Below are 17,397 nucleotides of genomic sequence, written 5' to 3'. Positions count from 1 at the left end.
TCACCGTGACCATCACCCAGCCCGACCTGAGCGTCTTCGAGACCCTGGAGTCCGAGGTGCGCAGCTACTGCCGCGGCTGGCCCACCGTCTTCGACCGTGCCCAGGGCAGCCTGATGTACGACGAGGACGGGCACCGGTACCTCGACTTCTTCGCCGGCGCGGGCTCACTCAACTACGGCCACAACAACCCCGTACTCAAACGGGCGTTGATCGACTATCTGATGCGGGACGGCGTCACCCACGGCCTCGACATGTCCACCACGGCCAAACGGTCCTTCCTGCAGACCTTCCAGGACCTGGTGCTGCGCCCGCGCGACCTGCCGTACAAGGTCATGTTCCCGGGCCCGACCGGCACCAACGCGGTCGAGTCCGCGCTGAAACTGGCGCGGAAGGTGAAGGGACGCGAGGCGATCGTGTCGTTCACCAACGCCTTCCACGGCATGTCCCTCGGCTCGCTGGCCGTCACCGGCAACGCCTTCAAACGGGCCGGGGCCGGTATTCCGCTGGTGCACGGCACACCCATGCCCTTCGACCACTACCTGGACGGGCAGGTCCCCGACTTCCTCTGGTTCGAGCGGCTTCTCGGCGACCAGGGGTCCGGGCTCAACCAGCCCGCCGCGGTGATCGTCGAGACCGTGCAGGGCGAGGGCGGCATCAACGTCGCCCGGCCCGAATGGCTGCGCGCCCTGGCCGAGTTGTGCGCGCGCCGTGACATGCTGCTGATCGTCGACGACATCCAGATGGGCTGCGGCCGCACCGGCGCCTTCTTCTCCTTCGAGGAGGCCGGCATCGTCCCCGACATCGTCACCGTGTCGAAGTCCATCAGCGGCTACGGACTGCCCATGGCACTGTGCCTGTTCAAGCCCGAGCTGGACATCTGGGAGCCGGGCGAGCACAACGGCACGTTCCGCGGCAACAACCCGGCGTTCGTCACCGCGACCGCGGCCCTGGAGACCTACTGGGCCGATGGCTCCGCCATGGAGAAACAGACCCGGGCCCGCGGCGAGCGGATCGAGCGGGAGCTGGTCGCCGTCACCGAGGAGAACCTCGCCGATGTGAAGGAGCACCGGGGGCGGGGACTCGTGTGGGGCCTGGAGTTCCACGCCAAGGGGCGCGCGGAACGGGTGGCCCGGCGCGCCTTCGAACTCGGGCTGCTCATCGAGACGTCCGGCCCGCAAGGCGAGGTCGTCAAGCTGCTGCCCGCGCTCACCGTCACCCCGGACGAGCTGGACGAGGGGCTGAGCATCCTCGCCCGGTCCGTCCGGGAGACCGCCTGACCACGACCGGCATCGGACGGCGCCGTGTCCGGCACGGGCCGGCGCCGTCCTGCACCGTCGCACCACAACACTTCCACCCCTTCCACCCCTTCCACCAAGGAGGCTGTGCACCACCGTGATCGTCCGTTCGTTCAAGGAGATCGAAGGCACCGACCGGCATGTGAAGTCGGCATCCGGCACCTGGGAGAGCAAGAGGATCGTGCTCGCCCGGGAGCGGGTCGGCTTCTCCGTCCACGAGACCGTCCTGTACGCGGGCACGGAGACGTCGATGTGGTACGCCAACCACATTGAGGCCGTCGTCTGCGTGGAGGGCGCGGCCGAACTCACCGACCACGAGACCGGGAAGACGTACGCGATCACTCCCGGCACCATGTACCTCCTCGACGGGCACGAGCGGCACACGCTCCGCGTCCACGAGGACTTCCGCTGCATCTGCGTGTTCAACCCGCCGGTGACCGGACGGGAGGACCACGACGAGAACGGCGTCTACCCCCTGCTCACCGAGCCCGAGGAGGTCTGAGCACATGACCGTCACCGACCTCTACCCCAGCCGCGGCGCCACCGAGGTGTCCGTGCCTCGCCAGGACCCCGTCGTCTGGGGCTCCCCCGATACGCCGGGACCCGTCTCGGCCGCCGAACTGCTGGCGTACGACCGCGACGGCTTCCTCACCGTCGAGCAGCTGATCGAGGGCGACGAAGTCGCCCGCTACCGGCGGGAGCTGGACCGGCTGGTCGCCGACCCGGCGGTCCGCGCCGACGAACGCTCGATCGTGGAGCCGAAGTCGAAGGAGATCCGCTCCGTCTTCGAGGTCCACCGGATCAGCGAGGTGTTCGCGGGCCTCGTCCGCGACGAACGGGTGGTCGGACGGGCCCGGCAGATCCTCGGCTCGGACGTGTATGTCCACCAGTCCCGGATCAACGTCAAGCCGGGCTTCGGGGCCAGCGGCTTCTACTGGCACTCGGACTTCGAGACCTGGCACGCGGAGGACGGGCTGCCGCGCATGCGGACGGTGTCCGTGTCGATCGCGCTGACCGAGAACCTCGACACCAACGGCGGCCTCATGATCATGCCGGGCTCGCACCGCACGTTCCTCGGCTGTGCGGGGGCCACACCCGAGGACAACTACAAGAAGTCGCTGCAGATGCAGGACGCGGGCACCCCGTCCGACGAGGCGCTGACCGCCCTGGCCGGCGAGCACGGCATCCGGCTGTTCACGGGCCGGGCGGGCTCCGCGACCTGGTTCGACTGCAACTGCATGCACGGCTCGGGCGACAACATCACCCCGTTCCCGCGCAGCAACGTGTTCATCGTGTTCAACAGCGTGGAGAACACGGCGGTCGAACCGTTCGCGGCCCCCGTCCGGCGCCCGGATTACATCGGCGCCCGGAACTTCACACCGGTCCGCTGAGCCAGTTCCTGAGCTTGCCGGGCAAAAGTGGTGGCGATGACCGACGGTCTCGGATCGCTTCCGTCGCCGGCGGCGCGTCAGTCCGTGGATCGGACCGGCGCGCCAGATCACGCGTAGCGCGATTTCAGGCTGCGGCCATCTGACCAGCCACTTCCCGACCGGAGCCTCCTGCACGAGCTGCGCGCTGCCGGCGTCATCACTCCCGTTCCCGCGCAGCGACATGTTCATCAAGGGTCAGCCGGACAGCGCGTCCAGGAGGTGGTCGACGTCCCTGGGTGTGTTGTACAGGTGGAAGGAGGCCCGTAGGTGGCCCGCGCGGTCGGAGACCTCGATGCCCGCGCGGGCCAGCTCGGGACGGCGGTGGCCGAGCCCCGGCACGGAGACGATCGCCGAGCCGGGCGCGGGCACGGCTTCGCGGCCCAGCCCGGCGAGTCCGGCGCGGAAGCGGTCGGCGAGGGCCAGGTCGTGGGCGTGCACGGCGGCCACGCCGATCTCCTCGATCAGTGCGAGCGAGGCGCGCAGCCCGGCATGGCTGAACAGGGCCGGGCTCACGTCGAACCGCCGGGCGGAGTGGGCCAGTTCCTCGATGGGCCCGTAGCAGCTCTCCCAGGGTTTCTCCCCCGCGACCCAGCCGGCCAGCACCGGCGTCAGCGCGCCGAAGTCCTCGGGTACGACGAGGAAGGCCACGCCGTGCGGGCCGAGCAGCCACTTGAACGTGGTGGAGACGGTGAAGTCGGACGCGTCGGCGTCCATCGGCAGCCAGCCGGCCGCCTGCGAGAAGTCGACGTAGGTGCGGGCACCGTGGGTGGCCGCGGCGGCGCGCAGCGCGGGCAGGTCGGCGACCCGGCCGTCCGCGGACTGCGCGGCGCTCACCGCGACCAGTTGGGTGCCCGGCCGGACGGAGTCGGCGAGCCGCTCCAGCGGGACGGCCCGCACCTTGAGGTCGGCGCGCATATGGAACGGGTTCACCACGGAGGTGAAGTCGGCTTCTGCGGTGAGGACTTCGGCACCGGCGGGCAGCGAGGCGGCGACGAGGCCGGTGTGCGCGGCGACGGAGGGGCCCGTCGCCACCCGGGTGACCGGGACGCCGGCCAGCCGGGCGAAGGACGCCCGGGCCCGCTCGACGTCCTCGAACAGCGGGTCCAGCGGGGCGCCCGCGGCCCGGAGCGCCACCGCCTCGTGCAGCGCGGCGACGGACCGGGCCGGCAGCAGTCCGCTGCTCGCGGTGTTCAGGAAGGTGTTCTTCGGGGCGAACTCGGCGCGGATGACGCTCTCGAAGGTCTCCATGGGTCCACTGTGCGGCCCCGTGAAGTCACCGTCCATTGCGGATGGTTACGTGGTTCCCCTTAGCGGGGCTTATACGTCCGCCCCGACCTGCGGTTTCTCAGTTCTGCGGCACCGCGCAGCCGTCCGGGCCGCAGGCGCCCGCGGCACCCTGGTCGATCAGCTTCAGCGGGGAGCGCTCGCCCCACGCCTGGGTGAGCGCCTCGGTGAAGACCTCGGCGGGCTGGGCACCGGAGACGCCGTACTTGCGATCGAGGACGAAGAAGGGCACTCCGTTCGCGCCGAGCTGCGCGGCCTCGCGTTCGTCGGTCCTGACCTCGTCGGCGTAGGCGTCGGGGTCGGCGAGGACCGTGCGGGCGGCGTCGGCGTCGAGTCCGGCCTCGGCGGCCAGGTGCACCAGCCGCTCGTCGCCCTCGCTGAAGACGGAGCGCTCCTCGGCGAAGTTGGCCCGGTACAGGATCTGGATCAGCTCGTCCTGGCGGCCGTGCTCCTTGGCGAAGTGCAGCAGGCGGTGCATGTCGAAGGTGTTGCCGTGGTCGCGGCCCCGGGTGCGGTAGTCCAGGCCCTCGGTGGCGGCCTGCGCGGCGAGGTTGTCCTCGCCGGCCTGGGCCTGCGCCTCGCTCATGCCGTACTTCCGGGTGAGCATCGTCAGCACGGGCTGGACGTCGCCCTTGGCGCGGCCGGGGTCCAGCTCGAAGGAGCGGTGCACGACCTCGACGCCGTCGCGGTGCGGGAAGGCCGCGAGCGCCTTCTCGAAGCGGGCCTTGCCCACGTAGCACCAGGGGCAGGCGATGTCGCTCCAGATCTCGACGCGCATGTTCTCGGCTCTCTCCAGGTCCCAGCGGCGCGGGGGCGGTCCCCGCGCCATGGGTGAACGTTCAAGCAGTCTGGTTCATTCCCCGGATCGGCGGCCGGAGCCCGCCGGGTCGGGGGCGGGCGGACGGACGTGGCCGGCGCGGGCGGGCCCGTTGGCTCAGCTGCCGTCCCGCAGGTCGCTCGGCCAGACGGGCCTGAACTCGATGTGGTCGTAGGTCACGACGCATCCCTCCCCCATCGGCGACTGGGTCAGGAAGCCGACCAGGGCGGCGCCCGTCTCCTTCTCGCCGTCCAGCGTGAACAGCCGTACGAAGGTCCAGCGGGCGCCGTCGCGGGAGGCGTGGAAGGCGAAGGCGCGGCCGGTGCGGCTGATCCGCAGCCAGACGGAACTTCCGTCCACGGTGAAGGAGTTGGCGTCGTCGGAGTGGCCGCGGGTGACAACCGTGCAGACGGTGGGCAGGTCCGGGGAGTACTCCAGGCAGAGCTTGGCCCAGGCCCGGTCGCCGACGTGGACGTAGAGCACACCGGCGTCGAAGGCGGCCCGGAACCCCACGGTGATCCGGGCGATCAGCTGGAAATCCCCCTCCGGCGCCCCGAGCAGCCGGGGCGCGTCGGAGGCCGGGTCCAGGGCCTCCCCGGTCGGCGGCACGAAGCGGTCCTGCCGGGGGCCGGCCCACCCGGTGAGCACGCCGTCCTCGTAGGACCAGTGGCCGTCGGGTCCGTAGGTACGCAGCGGGAAGGGCAGTTCGGGAAGTTCCACGTCCATCGGCCGATTCTCGCAGGCGGCCGACCGCGGTCGCCCCAGGGGCGCGGGAAACCACACGAGGGCGCACCCCGCACCCCCGCCCACCGCACTCCTCACGCCCCGTCGGCATGGCCGCCGCCGGGTACGGACCGCCGTTCGCGGCGAGGTCGCCGGGCGGGCACCCGAAGGACACGGGACATCGCACCGGACGCCGGGACACCACCCCGCCGCCGCACTACTCACGCCCCCGTCGGCCGGGCCGCCGTACTGCCGGGCGGGCGCCACCGCGCCCCCCGCCGGCCGACCGTCGACAGAACACGGCCGGCCAGCGGGGTCACCTCGGCCAGAACCTCGGCGCCTCGGCCGGCAGCCAGGATCTCGGCGCCCTGGCCGGCGCCCGCCGCCTCCTCGGTGGACAGCCGCACGTTCGCGGCGAGGTCGCCGGGCGGGCCGGCACCGCGGGCACCCGAAGGACACGGGACACCGCACCGGACGCCGGGACACCACCCCGCCGCCGCACTACTCACGCCCCCGTCGGCCGGGCCGTCGTGCGGATGCCGGGACACCCCCAGGCGCCGTGATCCCCGCGCCCCGGTGGGGCTAACGCTCCAGTACCCCGTTGAACCTGCGGGGCAGACCCAGCGGGTTGGCGTCCCGCAGTTCCGGCGGGAGCAGGGCCTCGGGGGTGTTCTGGTAGACGACCGGCCGCAGCCAGCGCTCGATCGCCGTGCCGCCCACGGAGGTCGAGGTGGAGGTGGTCGCCGGGTACGGGCCGCCGTGGTGCTGGGCGGGCGCCACCGCGACCCCCGTCGGCCAGCCGTTGACCAGGACCCGGCCGGCCAGCGGGGTCAGCTCGGCCAGGATCTCGGCGCCCCGGCCGGCTCCCGCCGCCTCTTCGGTGGACAGCTGCACGGTCGCGGTGAGGTTGCCGGGCAGCCGGGACAGCACGGCGCCGACCTCCGCGTCGTCCTCGTAGCGGACCACGACCGTCACCGGGCCGAAGCACTCCTCCAGGAGCAGGTCGTACGCGCCCGCTTCGGCCAGCTTCGCGGCCGGCACCGTGAGAAAGCCCGCGCTCACCGTGTGCTCGCCGCCCGCGCCCGGGGTGACCGGGGAGTCCACGCCGTCCAGCTCGGCGCGTTCGGCGACCCCGGCGATGAAGTTGTCCCGCATGCGGTGGTCCAGCAGGACCCCGGCCTCGGTGTCGCTGACCGCGTCGGTCAGGGACTTCACCAGTTGGTCGCCGGCCGCGCCCGACGGCGCGAGCACCAGGCCCGGCTTCACGCAGAACTGGCCGACCCCGAGCGTCATGGAACCGGCGAGGCCGGCGCCGATCGCCTCGGCACGCTCGGCGGCGGCGGCCTCGGTGACGACGACGGGGTTCAGGGAGCCCAGCTCGCCGTGGAAGGGGATCGGGACCGGCCGGGCCGCCGCCGCGTCGAACAGGGCACGGCCGCCGCGCACGGAACCGGTGAACCCGGCCGCGGCGACAAGCGGGTGCTTGATGAGTTCGATGCCCGCCGCGAAGCCGTGCACCAGGCCGACGACGCCCGCGGGGATGCCGTGCTCGGCGGCGGCGCGCCGCAGCGTGTCGGCGACCAGTTCGGACAGGGCCGGGTGGTCGGGGTGGGCCTTGACGACCACCGGGTTGCCCGCGGCCAGCGCGCTCGCGGTGTCGCCGCCGGCGACGGAGAAGGCGAAGGGGAAGTTGGACGCCGAGTAGACGGCGACGACGCCGAGCGGGACCTTGATGCGGCGCAGGTCCGGCACGGGCGGGGTCGCGGTGGCGTCGGGGTGGTCGATGATGACGTCGAGGAAGGCACCCTCGTCGACCAGCTTCGCGAAGGCGCGCAGCTGGTAGGTGGTGCGGGCGAGTTCGCCGGTCAGCCGGACCGGGCCGAGCGCGGTCTCCGCGTCGGCGGCCTCGACGAGCCGGTCCCGGGCCGCGTCCAGGCCCGCCGCGGCCGAGCGCAGGAAGGCCGCGCGGACCGCGCGGTCGGCCAGTGAGCCGCGCGCGGCGTGGGCGGCCCGGACCGCGGCGTCGACCTCCTCGGCTGTGGCCTCCACCGCAACCTGTTCACGCTGCTTCCCGGTACGCGGGTCGACACTCCAGACTGGTGCTGCTGCCACCGCGGGTCCCTCCACAAAGATCTGGGTCATCCACCAGGTCGTTCGATATGCTGAACGCCGTCTCAGGTGATGAATATGCTGTTCGAGACTATTTCCCGTCCAACGAAGGGGTCAAGGGCGATGTCGGCAGGCGAGACAGGCGGCGGGGCGCAGGTCAAGTCCGCGGTGCGGACCGTTGAATTGCTCGAATACTTCGCCGGCCGGCCCGGTATGCACTCCCTCGCGTCCGTCCAGGAGGCCGTCGGGTACCCCAAGTCCAGCCTGTACATGCTGCTGCGCACCCTCGTGGAGCTGGGCTGGGTGGAGACGGACGCCACCGGCACGCGCTACGGCATCGGGGTGCGGGCACTGCTCGTCGGGACGTCGTACATCGACGGCGACGAGGTGGTGGCCGCGGCCCGCCCCACGCTGGACCGCCTGTCGGACGACACGACGGAGACCATCCACCTGGCCCGTCTTGACGGCACGAACATCGTCTATCTGGCCACCCGCCAGTCGCAGCACTATCTGCGCCCCTTCACCCGCGTGGGCCGCCGGCTGCCCGCGCACTCCACGTCCCTCGGCAAGGCGCTGCTCGCCACCCACACCGACGAACAGGTGCGCAAGCTGCTCCCGGAGACGCTGCCCGCCCTGACCGAACACACCATCACCGACCGGGAGAAGCTCATCGAGGAGCTGCACCAGGTCCGGGAGCAGGGCTTCGCCGTCGACCGGGAGGAGAACACGCTCGGGCTGCGCTGCTTCGGCATCGCGATCCCCTACCGCACACCCGCCCGCGACGCGATCAGCTGCTCGGTGCCGGTGGCCCGGCTGACCCCGGCCCACGAACAGATGGTCAAGGACGCCCTGTTCGACGCCCGCGACCGGCTGACGCTGGCCACGCGCAGGCTGTGACGGACGAGGACCCTCTCCCCCGCGCGGCGGAGGCGGATCGGTACGGCGCAGGAGGTGCCGGAACCGGTGCGCGCGGGAGCGTGGACGCATGACACCGCCCCCGGCGTCCGCAGCCACGCCCGTACCCGCGCCCCGCGCCACCGTGCCCCGGCTCGATCCGCGCCGCCGGCTGCTGCGGTCCGTCGCGATCGTGGCCTGCGTGCCGTACATCGGGCTGAAGGCCGCCTGGCTCGCGGGCAGCCGGGTCGGGATACCGCAGGGCAGCTCCCTGCTGGAGCACCGCGCCACCCTGGCCGTCGCCAACGCGCTGAGCGTGCTGCTGGACGCGGCCGTGATCGTGCTCGCGGTGGTGCTGACCCGGCCGCGGGCCCGGACGGCACCCGCCTGGGCCGCGGTGTTCCCCGTCTGGGTCGGCACCGGACTGCTCGCGCCGATCGCGGCCGGCTACCCGCTCCAGCTGATCGCCGGCGCGCTCGCCGGGAGCGGCGCCGGGCCCGCAGGCCCCGGGCACCGGCCCTTCCTCGACGCATGGGTCTTCGGGGTCGTCTACACCGGGTTCATCGTCCAGGGGCTCACGCTGGGCGCGCTGTTCGCGCTGTACGCCCGCGACCGGTGGGGCCGGGTGTGGCGGGGCAGAGTGGGCGCCCTGCCGGCCGGGACCACCCAGGCGGCGCAGCGGGCCTGCGCCGGGGGTGCCGCGCTCGCCGCACTGCTGCCCCTCGGCACCCATCTCGGCTGGGTGCTGGGCGGCACCGCGGGGCTCAGCCCCGGCCGTGCCGCGGACCGCACCAGTGACTTCTATGTGATGGAGGCCGTGGCCATCGGCTTCCTGCTCGCCGCCGTCACCGGCGGCTGGCTGCTCGCCTTCCGGCGCGGCCGGACCCTGCCGGTCGCGGTGCCGCTGACCCTGGCCTGGCTCGGTTCGGGCGGCGCGGCCTGCTGGGGCGGCTGGCTGTCCCTGGCCCCGCTCGGCGGGAACGGCGACCTCGGCGGCCTGCCGACACAGCTGATGAACCTCACCTGTGCCGGCCAGCTCGTCGCCGGCGTCCTGGTCGCGGCCCTGGGCGCCCACTTCTGCGCCGAGCGGTGCGCCGAGGCCCCGAAGCGGCCACCGGCGTGAGGGAGTTCGCCCGGTCGGTGTTCGGCCGTACCGCGCGCCGCCGCTGGATCCATCTGATCCTGGGCGGCGCGCTCGCCATGCCGTACGTCCTCGTCGGCGAGGTGGTCGTCGGCCCGCTCACCGGCTCGCGTCAGGTGGCCTCCGAACTGCCGCTGCAACTCGCCTCCTTCGCCCTGGGGCTGCCGCTCGCCGCGCTCACCGCGCTGCTGTTCCCGCTCGCCCGGCCGCTGGAGGCCGCCGCGGCGCGCGCCCTGTGCGGGCTCGCCCCCGACGCGCTCGACCACGGCCCCGCCCGGACCCCGGCCGCGCGCGGGCGTACGGCGGCCTGGTTCACGCTGCACCTCGGGTTCGGCGGGATCGTCGCGGGGATGTCCCTGGCCGTGCCGCCGCTGGCGTTGGTGCTCATCGTGCTGCCCGTCCCCGCGGTGCTGGGCGACTCGCGGCTCGGGCTGCCCGAAGTCCTCGGCAGGCCCTGGGCGTTGCCGCTCTGCCCGCTCGCCGGTGCCGCCCTGCTGCTCGGGCTCGCGGGCTGCGCCGCCGGGTGCGGCGCGCTGCTCGCCCGGTGGGCGCCGGCGCTGCTCGGGCCCACGCCCGAGGACCGGCTCGCGGCGGCCGAGGCGCGCGCCGCCGACCTCGCCGTGCGCAACCGGCTCGCGCGCGAACTGCACGACTCCGTCGGGCACGCGCTGAGCGCGCTCACCCTCCAGGCGGGCGCGGCCCGCCGGGTCCTGGACACCGACCCGGAGTTCGTCCGCGAGGCACTTGCCGCCATCGAGGACACCACCCGGCGCACGGTCGGCGAACTCGACGCCGTGCTCGGTGTGCTGCGGGACGGCGACCCGCCCGGCACGGCGCCCGCGCCGACCCTCGCGGCCGACCTCGACGGGCTGGTGCGCCGCACCCGGGCCGGCGGACAGCGGGTGACGGCCACCGTCACCACCGATCCCGCCGCCCTGCCGCCGCTCGTCTCCCGCGAGGCGTACCGGATCGTGCAGGAGGCACTGAGCAACGCCCTCAGGCATGCGGCGGGGGAACCGGTCGCCCTGCGCATCGGCGGCGCCGACGGACGGCTGGAGATCACCGTGGAGAACCCCCTGGGCGCCGCCGGCGTCTCCCGTCCCGGCGGCGGCCACGGTCTGCGCGGCATCGCCGACCGGGTGCGGCTGCTCGGCGGGGAGTGCCGGGCGGGGGCGTCCGGCGGGACGTGGCGGCTGCACGTACGACTGCCGTGGAAGGGACCCGAATGACACCGCCGCCCACACCGCCGGCGACATCTGCGCAGGCACCGCAGCCCCCACCGCCGTCGATCCGTATCGTCGTCGCGGACGACGAGCGCATGGTCCGTACCGCCCTGCGCGCCATCCTCGCCGCCGAACCGGACCTGGTGGTGGTCGGCGAGGCGGCGACCGGCGCCGAGGCCGTGTCGGTCGTGCGGGAGCTGCGGCCCGACGTCGTCCTGATGGACGTGCGCATGCCCGAGATGGACGGGATCCGGGCCACCGAGCGCATCCTGGCCACGCTCGACGCGCCGCCGCGCGTCGTGGTCGTGACCACCTTCGAGAACGACGCGTATGTGTACGACGCCCTGCGCGTCGGGGCCGCCGGGTTCCTGCTGAAGCGGGCCGACGCCGACACCCTCGTCCAGGCGGTGCGGCTCGTCGCGCGCAGCGACAGCCTGCTGTTCCCCTCTGCCGTGCGGAGCCTCGCCGCGCAGCACGCGCGCGCGTACCCGGCTCCCCCGCCCTGGGTGGCCAGGCTCACGGGCCGCGAGCGCGAGGTGCTGCGGCATCTGGCCGACGGGCTGACCAACGCGGAGATCGCACGCCGGATGCAGGTGGGGCCCGCCACGGTGAAAACGCATGTGGCGGCCGTCCTGGCGAAGACGGGGACCCGAGACCGCACCCAGGCGGTGATCGCCGCGTACGAGGCGGGTTTTCTGAGCGCACGATGAGAAAACGGGGCCAACGGGAACGTTTCCCCCCGTCGCCTCGTCCTTGTCACCGGGATGAACAAGACGATCAGGCGGGCGTCCGTCTTCGCGCTGCTGCTCGTGCTCGCCCTGCTCGTGCGGGCGACCTGGGTGCAGTTCTACGACGGCACGGCCCTCGCGGACGACAAGAACAACCGGCGCAACGCGATCCAGACGTACGCGGCACCGCTCGGGAACATCGTCGTGGCCGGGGAATCGATCACCGGCTCGGCGCGCACGTCGGGGGGCGACCTCGCGTACAAACGCACCTACAAGGACGGCGCGCTGTACGCCGCGGTGACTGGCTACGCCTCGCAGAGCTATGCGCCCACCCAGTTGGAGGGCATCTACCAGGACCTGCTCAACGGCACGGACACCCGGCTCAAGACCATCATGGACACGGTCACGGGCAAGCGGGCCGACCCGGGCGACGTGGTCACGACGATCGACCCGGACGTGCAGAAGGCGGCGTACGACGCGCTCGGCGACAAGAAGGGCGGCGCCGTCGCGATCGACCCCAGGACCGGCCGGATCCTCGCGGTCGTGTCGACCCCGTCGTACGACCCGAGCACCCTCACCGACGCCAACTCCGCCGGGTCGGCCTGGAAACGGCTCAACGCCGACCCCGACAAGCCGCTGACCAACCGCGGGCTGCGCCAGCCGCTGCCGCCGGGCTCGACGATCAAGCTGGTCGTCGCGGCGGCGGCGCTGGAGGACGGGCGGTACGCGAACGTGGACGAACCGACCGACAGCCCGAACCCGTACCGGCTGCCCGGCACCACACGGGACCTCGCCAACGAGAACGCCTCCGCGCCCTGCGAGAACGCCTCGATCCGTACCGCCCTGCGGTACTCCTGCAACAACGTCTTCGCGAAGATGGCCGTCGACCTCGGCCAGGACAAGGTGAAGACGATGGCCGACAAGTTCGGCTTCGACAACGACAGGCTGGACGTGCCGGTGCGGGCCTACACCAGCGTCTACCCGTCCGGCATGGACGACGCGCAGACCGCCCTGTCGGGCATCGGTCAGTTCGATGTGACCGCGACCCCGTTGCAGATGGCGATGGTGTCGGCGGCCATAGCCAACGGCGGTGTACTGGTCTCGCCTCATATGGTGTCGCGGATCACCGACAGCGGCGGCGATGTGTTGCGAAACTATGACGATGGCGCCGGCGGCACCCGGATCGTCAGCTCCACGACCGCCGAGCAGCTTCAGTCGGCGATGCGGACGGTGGTCGAGCAGGGCACCGGTACCAACGCGCGGATACCGGGTGTCACCGTCGGCGGCAAGACCGGCACCGCGCAGCACGGCGAGAACAACAGCAAGACGCCGTACGCCTGGTTCACCTCCTACGGCACGTCCGACTCGTCGGGCAAGCAGGTCGCCGTCGCGGTGATGGTCGAGCAGTCGGACGCGGCGCGCTCGGAGGTCAGCGGCAACGGGTTGGCTGCGCCTGTTGCGAAGGCCATGATGCGGGCCGCGTTGAAGGGGTGACCGCGGTGGTGCCGCCGAGGTCCGGTCGTCGGTTCGGCGCCGGCCGGCGGGGGCTGATCGCGCAGTTCCCCGCGCCCCTTCAGGGCGCTGCCCTGCCCGGCGTCTACTTCACGCCGAGGAGTTGTTCCACCGGGTCGATCGCGAAGTACACCAGGAACAGTGCGGAGACGGCCCACAGCAGCCAGTTGACCTCCCTGGCCCTGCCCAGCACCGTCTTGATGACGACGTAGGACAGGAACCCGGCGATGGTCAGCATCGGGGTCAGGAACAGCGCGAGACCGAAGAGCCCGCCGGTGACCAGGTTGGCGAAGCCGGTGCGGGCGCCCTCGCCGACGCCCGCCGCCGCCTCGATGTAGGCGGTGTTGGAGGAGGCGGAGCCGATCCCGCCGGCGACCCCGGCGGCCCCGTCGATGAACAGCACACGGCCGATGTCCGGCACCTGGCCCCGCTCGTCGAGCAGCCCGGCCTGCGCGCTGACGGGCGTGTGTGGTGTTGCGGCACGCCTTCGACCTGTCGGAGCGGGAGACCGCACTCGCCCGCGCCGCGCCACCGTGACGGGCGGCTTCGCCGCGCCGGGGCGTGCACGGCCGTAGGCCGCCGACGGCCCCGGCGGCACCGGTCGCACCAGGCCACTCCTCCGACGATTGGCGGCGGCGGACGGCGGACACCATCACTGGCGGGAGCCGTCGCCGACGGTGACCGTCGAGCCGCCGAGCGGACGGAGGGGGACACCGCGATGGATCTGACGCCGATCGTGGCACCGGGGGCCCAGGCGCTGGTCGCCGCGATCATGACCGACGGATGGGAGCGGGTGCGCACCTGGCTCGCGGCCCGGTGGAGCGGGCGGACCGGCGAGCCGGCGGACGAGATCGAGCGGCGGCTCGACGACGCGCACCGGCACACGGACGACCGGGACCCGGACGACGGCGGGGGACCGGACGACGGCGAGGCGCGGGACCGGGTCACCGCCCACTGGACCGCCTTCCTGCTGGCCGCCGTCGCCGAGCGGCCCGAACTCCTCGGCCTCGTCCGCGAACTCGGCGCGCCCGCCGGGTCCGTGCACAACAGCAACAGCGGAACGGTCACCTCGCTCGTGCAGAGCCGTGATGTGCACGGCGGAATCCGGTTCGGCCCGGGTTCCTGAACGCGTCCGCCGCGTCGTGGTCGCGCCGCCGGCCGTGCGGTGCGCAGCGGGCGGACGGCCGGGGGCCGCCAGTCGCCGAGGCAGCCCGCCAGGTGTGCGACTCGGCCACCGTATCGGTGAGTCGGGGCCGGTTCCCGGGGACGATGACCGCGGCGCCGGGGCCGGTGTCGCGGTACTCGGCGAACCGCTGCCGCGGGCATGCGGATGCTCCTTCGCGGTGCGGCGGGTGGCCGGGGCGGGCCGGGGCCGTGGGGCCCCGGCCCGTGCGCGCTGCGGGTCAGCCGAGCCGGCCGGCGCCCGCTCGGTGGCCGACGATGCCGGGCACGGCCCGAGCCGGGTCGATTCTGCTGCGCAGGGTGGGTGTCCAGCCCGCGCCGGACTGCAGGGTCTCGCCGGGGACCTCGGCGTTGTGGACGGCGATCAGGTCGGTTCGTACGCCGTTGACGTAGTTGTCCTCTGCGGTGAGCGGCGCCTCCTTCCACTTCTTCAGGACGGAGCCCGCCGTGATCCCGTCGGTCAGGGTGAACGCGTTGTGTTCGGCGACGAGTTGGGATTCCATGCCGATGCCGTAGCTGTAGCCGTAGCCCGCCTCGGCGACGAAGTGGTTGTTGTAGGAGTCGACCTGTCCGAAGCGGACCCGGGGTGCGCGCTCGACCAGGTTCGCGAACAGGTTGTGGTGGAAGGTGACCTTGAGGTGGCCGCGGTCGACCGCGGCGGTCGAGGCGCTGTCGCTGTTGCCGATCAGGATCGTCTTGTCGTGGTCCCTGAAGACGTTCCAGGAGGCCGTGACGTAGTCGGCGCCCTTGACGACGTCCAGTTCGCCGTCGTGCTGTTCGTAGATCCGTCCGTAGTGGTACGGGTGGGTGCTGTCGGGGTGGTCGCCGTCGGTGAAGGTGTTGTGGTCGATCCACACATGGGTCGAGCCGTAGATCACCGCGCTGTCGTACTCGGAGTTCCAGTTGCCGTCGGCGGTGTCGGTCGGGTCCCACTGCGGGAAGCAGTCGAGGGGGCTCTCGAAGGCCAGATTGCGGACGATGACGTTGTCGACGTCCTTGATCTGCAGGCTGGCGCCCTTGAAGCCGGCGTCCTTGCCGATGCCGACGATGGTCGTGTTGGCCGGGACGAACGCCTTGATGTAGGCGTCCTGGCGGGCGGCGGAGGCGCGGCGCAGTCCCTCGGGGCTGTCGGCGGGCTCGTCGTCCAGGGTCCTGTCGCGGCCCCAGTTCTGCGGGGAGTAGGTGTCCAGGTAGGTGGCGAAGTCGTAGCCGGGCGCCTGGAAGGAGGTGCAGTCCGGGCCGTCGGCGTCGATGGTGCCCTTGACTTTGACGATCTTGGGCGCGCTGCCGCCGTCGGCCAGTGCGGCCTTGAACTCCTCCCAGGTGGTGACGGTGTGGACGTGGGCGCGGTCGGCGGCGGCGCCACCGGTGGTGCCGGTGCCGTGGGCGCCCCAGCCGTCGTTCGCGGACAGCACCTGGCGGGCGGCGTCGGCGCGGTGGGCGGGCTGTGCGGCGGCGGTGCCGGTGACGGTGACGGTGAGCACGAGGGCGGCGCAGGTCACGGCGACGGCCGCATGGGTGGCACGTCCATGACATACACGATGCACGGTGCGTTCTCCTCGGTGACGAGCCCGATGCGGGCCAGGTGATCCAGGACGAGGTCGGCGGTGTGCCTCTCGGAACGGGGAGCGGGAAGGCCGGGGCACGCGGGGAGCCGGGCGCCCGGCCCACGCCGGACGCCGGCGACTCCCCGCCGCCGGGACCCACCAAAAACTCAGTGGTTCTGCTTCCAGTCGGCCTGCGCCGTGTTGAGCTGCTCGGCCAGGGTGTCCAGGAAGTCCTTCGCGGTCATCTTCCCGAGCAGCGCCTTCTGGAAGTTCGGCTCGTTGTCGGCCTTCGAGATGGTGTTCCAGTCGGGCAGGTAGTACGGCAGCTGCACGATCTTGGTGCTGGTTCCGTTCAGCGCCTCCGCCGCCAGCTTCGTGGGCTCGGACTGCTGGATCCAGGCGTCCTGGGCCGCGTCGGTGTTCGCCGGGACCTGGCCCGCGGACCGGTTGAACTTGGAGTTCTCCTCGTGGGACACCGCGAACTCGATGAACTTCCAGGCCGCCGCCTTGTTCTTGCTCGACTTGAACAGGCTCAGCCCGTCGACCGGGTTGGACACCTGCACCCGGGTGCCGTCCTCCAGCGTCGGGTTCGGGATGCCGCGGAACTTCCCCTCGCCGAGCGCCTTCAGATGGTCCTGGTAGGAGCCCAGGTTGTGGCTCAGCATGCCGATCGTGCCGCTGTCCCACTGGGCGACCATCTTGGTGAAGTCGTTGTTGACGTCGGCGGCCGGGGTGACCTTCTTGTACAGCGCGACGTACTTCTCCAGGGCCGCCACGTTCCGCGGATCGTTGACGGTGGTCTTGTCGCCCTTCCAGAACGAGGTGATGCCGGTCTGGCCGTACACCGCGTCCAGGGCCGGCGCGATGGCGCCCTCGCCGCCGCGGATGGTGAAGCCGAACCGGTTCTTGGCCTTGTCGGTGAGCTTGTCCGCCGCGTCGTAGAACTTCGACCAGGTGGTCGGCGCATCGAGGCCGGCCTGCTCGAACAGGTCGGTGCGGTACCACAGGGTGCCGTTGTTCGCGGAGGTCGGCACCTGGTAGAGGGTGTCCCCGCCGCCCGCCGACTGGGAGATCGCCAGCAGGCCCTCGTTCAGCTTGCCGTTCAGCGGGCTCTTCGCGATCCGGTCGTCGAGCGGCTCCAGCGCGCCCTGCACGGCGACCTCGGCGAGCATCGCCGTGCCCACCCCGCCGACGTCGGGCAGCCCGCCGCCCTGGATGGCGGTGTCGTACTTCGACTGGGCGCTCGCGGCCGGGATGCCCACGTACTCGACCTTGATGTCCGGGTACTTCTTCTCGAAGTCGGCGATGACCTGCTTCCAGATGTCGGTGCGTACACCGCCGTTGTTGTCCCAGAAGGTGATCGTGCCCTTGCCCGAGCCCTCACCGCCCTTGTCCCCCGCGCTGCCGCTGCCGTCGTCACCGCAGGCGGTGGCGGTCAGCACGAGCACGGAACCCAGGGCGACGGCCGTGGCGGCGCGCCTGCTTCTGCGGATGCTCTTCTTCATTCGTCGG

The 17,397-nt window shown here is 72.4% G+C and carries 16 protein-coding genes and 2 pseudogenes; 9 read left to right on the top strand and 9 right to left on the bottom strand.

Annotated elements, in window-relative coordinates; all coding sequences use genetic code 11:
• Positions 1–5 precede the first annotated feature (5 nt).
• The 3 genes from ectB (at position 6) to thpD (ending at position 2,686) form a co-directional block, all read left to right on the top strand.
• On the top strand, positions 6–1,277 hold the full coding sequence (gene ectB, locus ACFYTE_RS31025; RefSeq protein WP_388717618.1) for a diaminobutyrate--2-oxoglutarate transaminase: 1,272 nt from the start codon (positions 6–8) through the stop codon (positions 1,275–1,277).
• Between the two features lie 115 nt (positions 1,278–1,392).
• Positions 1,393–1,797 (top strand): ectoine synthase, encoded by a 405-nt coding sequence (locus tag ACFYTE_RS31020; protein ID WP_388717615.1) that lies wholly within the window; start codon positions 1,393–1,395, stop codon positions 1,795–1,797.
• Between the two features lie 4 nt (positions 1,798–1,801).
• The gene (thpD, locus tag ACFYTE_RS31015) at positions 1,802–2,686 is read left to right on the top strand and encodes an ectoine hydroxylase (protein WP_388717612.1); all 885 of its coding nucleotides are present in this window, start codon (positions 1,802–1,804) and stop codon (positions 2,684–2,686) included.
• 234 nt (positions 2,687–2,920) lie between these two features.
• On the opposite strand, the gene ACFYTE_RS31010 is transcribed toward thpD, so the two are convergent.
• The 5 genes from ACFYTE_RS31010 to ACFYTE_RS30990 all read right to left on the bottom strand — a co-directional run bounded on the left by ACFYTE_RS31010 (position 2,921) and on the right by ACFYTE_RS30990 (position 7,661).
• The gene (locus tag ACFYTE_RS31010) at positions 2,921–3,973 is read right to left on the bottom strand and encodes an aminotransferase class V-fold PLP-dependent enzyme (protein WP_388717609.1); all 1,053 of its coding nucleotides are present in this window, start codon (positions 3,971–3,973) and stop codon (positions 2,921–2,923) included.
• A 97-nt stretch (positions 3,974–4,070) separates the two neighbouring features.
• Complete coding sequence (locus tag ACFYTE_RS31005; RefSeq protein WP_388717830.1) at positions 4,071–4,787, bottom strand: DsbA family oxidoreductase; 717 nt, start codon at positions 4,785–4,787, stop codon at positions 4,071–4,073.
• A 156-nt stretch (positions 4,788–4,943) separates the two neighbouring features.
• Positions 4,944–5,552 carry a DUF1349 domain-containing protein gene (locus ACFYTE_RS31000; protein WP_388717606.1) on the bottom strand — a complete coding sequence of 203 codons (609 nt, stop codon included), beginning with the start codon at positions 5,550–5,552 and terminating at the stop codon, positions 4,944–4,946.
• 218 nt (positions 5,553–5,770) lie between these two features.
• Entirely contained in the window at positions 5,771–5,956 is a 186-nt protein-coding gene (locus ACFYTE_RS30995) for a hypothetical protein (protein WP_388717603.1), read from the bottom strand.
• A gap of 175 nt (positions 5,957–6,131) precedes the next feature.
• Entirely contained in the window at positions 6,132–7,661 is a 1,530-nt protein-coding gene (locus ACFYTE_RS30990; RefSeq protein ID WP_388717601.1) for an aldehyde dehydrogenase (NADP(+)), read from the bottom strand.
• A gap of 120 nt (positions 7,662–7,781) precedes the next feature.
• Here ACFYTE_RS30990 and ACFYTE_RS30985 point away from each other — a divergent pair, with 120 nt between their 5' ends.
• From ACFYTE_RS30985 to ACFYTE_RS30965, 5 genes are all read left to right on the top strand, one after another.
• Positions 7,782–8,555, top strand: a complete 774-nt coding sequence (locus tag ACFYTE_RS30985) for an IclR family transcriptional regulator (RefSeq protein ID WP_388717598.1) — start codon at positions 7,782–7,784, stop codon at positions 8,553–8,555.
• A gap of 88 nt (positions 8,556–8,643) precedes the next feature.
• Entirely contained in the window at positions 8,644–9,675 is a 1,032-nt protein-coding gene (locus ACFYTE_RS30980) for a hypothetical protein (RefSeq protein WP_388717595.1), read from the top strand.
• A complete protein-coding gene (locus ACFYTE_RS30975) occupies positions 9,672–10,922 on the top strand; it encodes a sensor histidine kinase (protein ID WP_388717592.1) in 1,251 nt (416 codons plus the stop codon). Before ACFYTE_RS30980 ends, ACFYTE_RS30975 begins: the two co-directional genes overlap by 4 nt.
• Positions 10,919–11,626 (top strand): response regulator, encoded by a 708-nt coding sequence (locus ACFYTE_RS30970; protein ID WP_388717589.1) that lies wholly within the window; start codon positions 10,919–10,921, stop codon positions 11,624–11,626. Before ACFYTE_RS30975 ends, ACFYTE_RS30970 begins: the two co-directional genes overlap by 4 nt.
• Before the next feature lie 54 nt (positions 11,627–11,680).
• Positions 11,681–13,138, top strand: a complete 1,458-nt coding sequence (locus tag ACFYTE_RS30965; protein ID WP_388717587.1) for a peptidoglycan D,D-transpeptidase FtsI family protein — start codon at positions 11,681–11,683, stop codon at positions 13,136–13,138.
• A gap of 103 nt (positions 13,139–13,241) precedes the next feature.
• Here ACFYTE_RS30965 and ACFYTE_RS30960 read toward each other — a convergent pair.
• Positions 13,242–13,616: pseudogene (locus ACFYTE_RS30960) on the bottom strand (NCS2 family permease); the annotation flags it as partial.
• 258 nt (positions 13,617–13,874) lie between these two features.
• Between ACFYTE_RS30960 and ACFYTE_RS30955 the strand changes: the two are divergent.
• Entirely contained in the window at positions 13,875–14,282 is a 408-nt protein-coding gene (locus ACFYTE_RS30955) for a hypothetical protein (RefSeq protein ID WP_388717584.1), read from the top strand.
• Positions 14,283–14,344: 62 nt separating this feature from the next.
• Here ACFYTE_RS30955 and ACFYTE_RS30950 read toward each other — a convergent pair.
• The 3 genes and pseudogenes from ACFYTE_RS30950 to ACFYTE_RS30940 all read right to left on the bottom strand — a co-directional run.
• Positions 14,345–14,472 (bottom strand): annotated as a pseudogene (locus ACFYTE_RS30950) (pectin esterase); the annotation flags it as partial.
• Between the two features lie 87 nt (positions 14,473–14,559).
• The gene (locus ACFYTE_RS30945) at positions 14,560–15,885 is read right to left on the bottom strand and encodes a polysaccharide lyase family 1 protein (protein WP_388717581.1); all 1,326 of its coding nucleotides are present in this window, start codon (positions 15,883–15,885) and stop codon (positions 14,560–14,562) included.
• A gap of 167 nt (positions 15,886–16,052) precedes the next feature.
• On the bottom strand, positions 16,053–17,390 hold the full coding sequence (locus ACFYTE_RS30940) for an ABC transporter substrate-binding protein (protein WP_388717578.1): 1,338 nt from the start codon (positions 17,388–17,390) through the stop codon (positions 16,053–16,055).
• Between the last annotated feature and the right edge of the window lie 7 nt (positions 17,391–17,397).

The sequence above is a fragment of the Streptomyces sp. NPDC004629 genome, assembly GCF_042873595.1.
Classification (GTDB): domain Bacteria; phylum Actinomycetota; class Actinomycetes; order Streptomycetales; family Streptomycetaceae; genus Streptomyces.
Note: the sequence above shows the minus strand (reverse complement) of the source record. Positions and strands in the feature narration are given on the sequence as shown.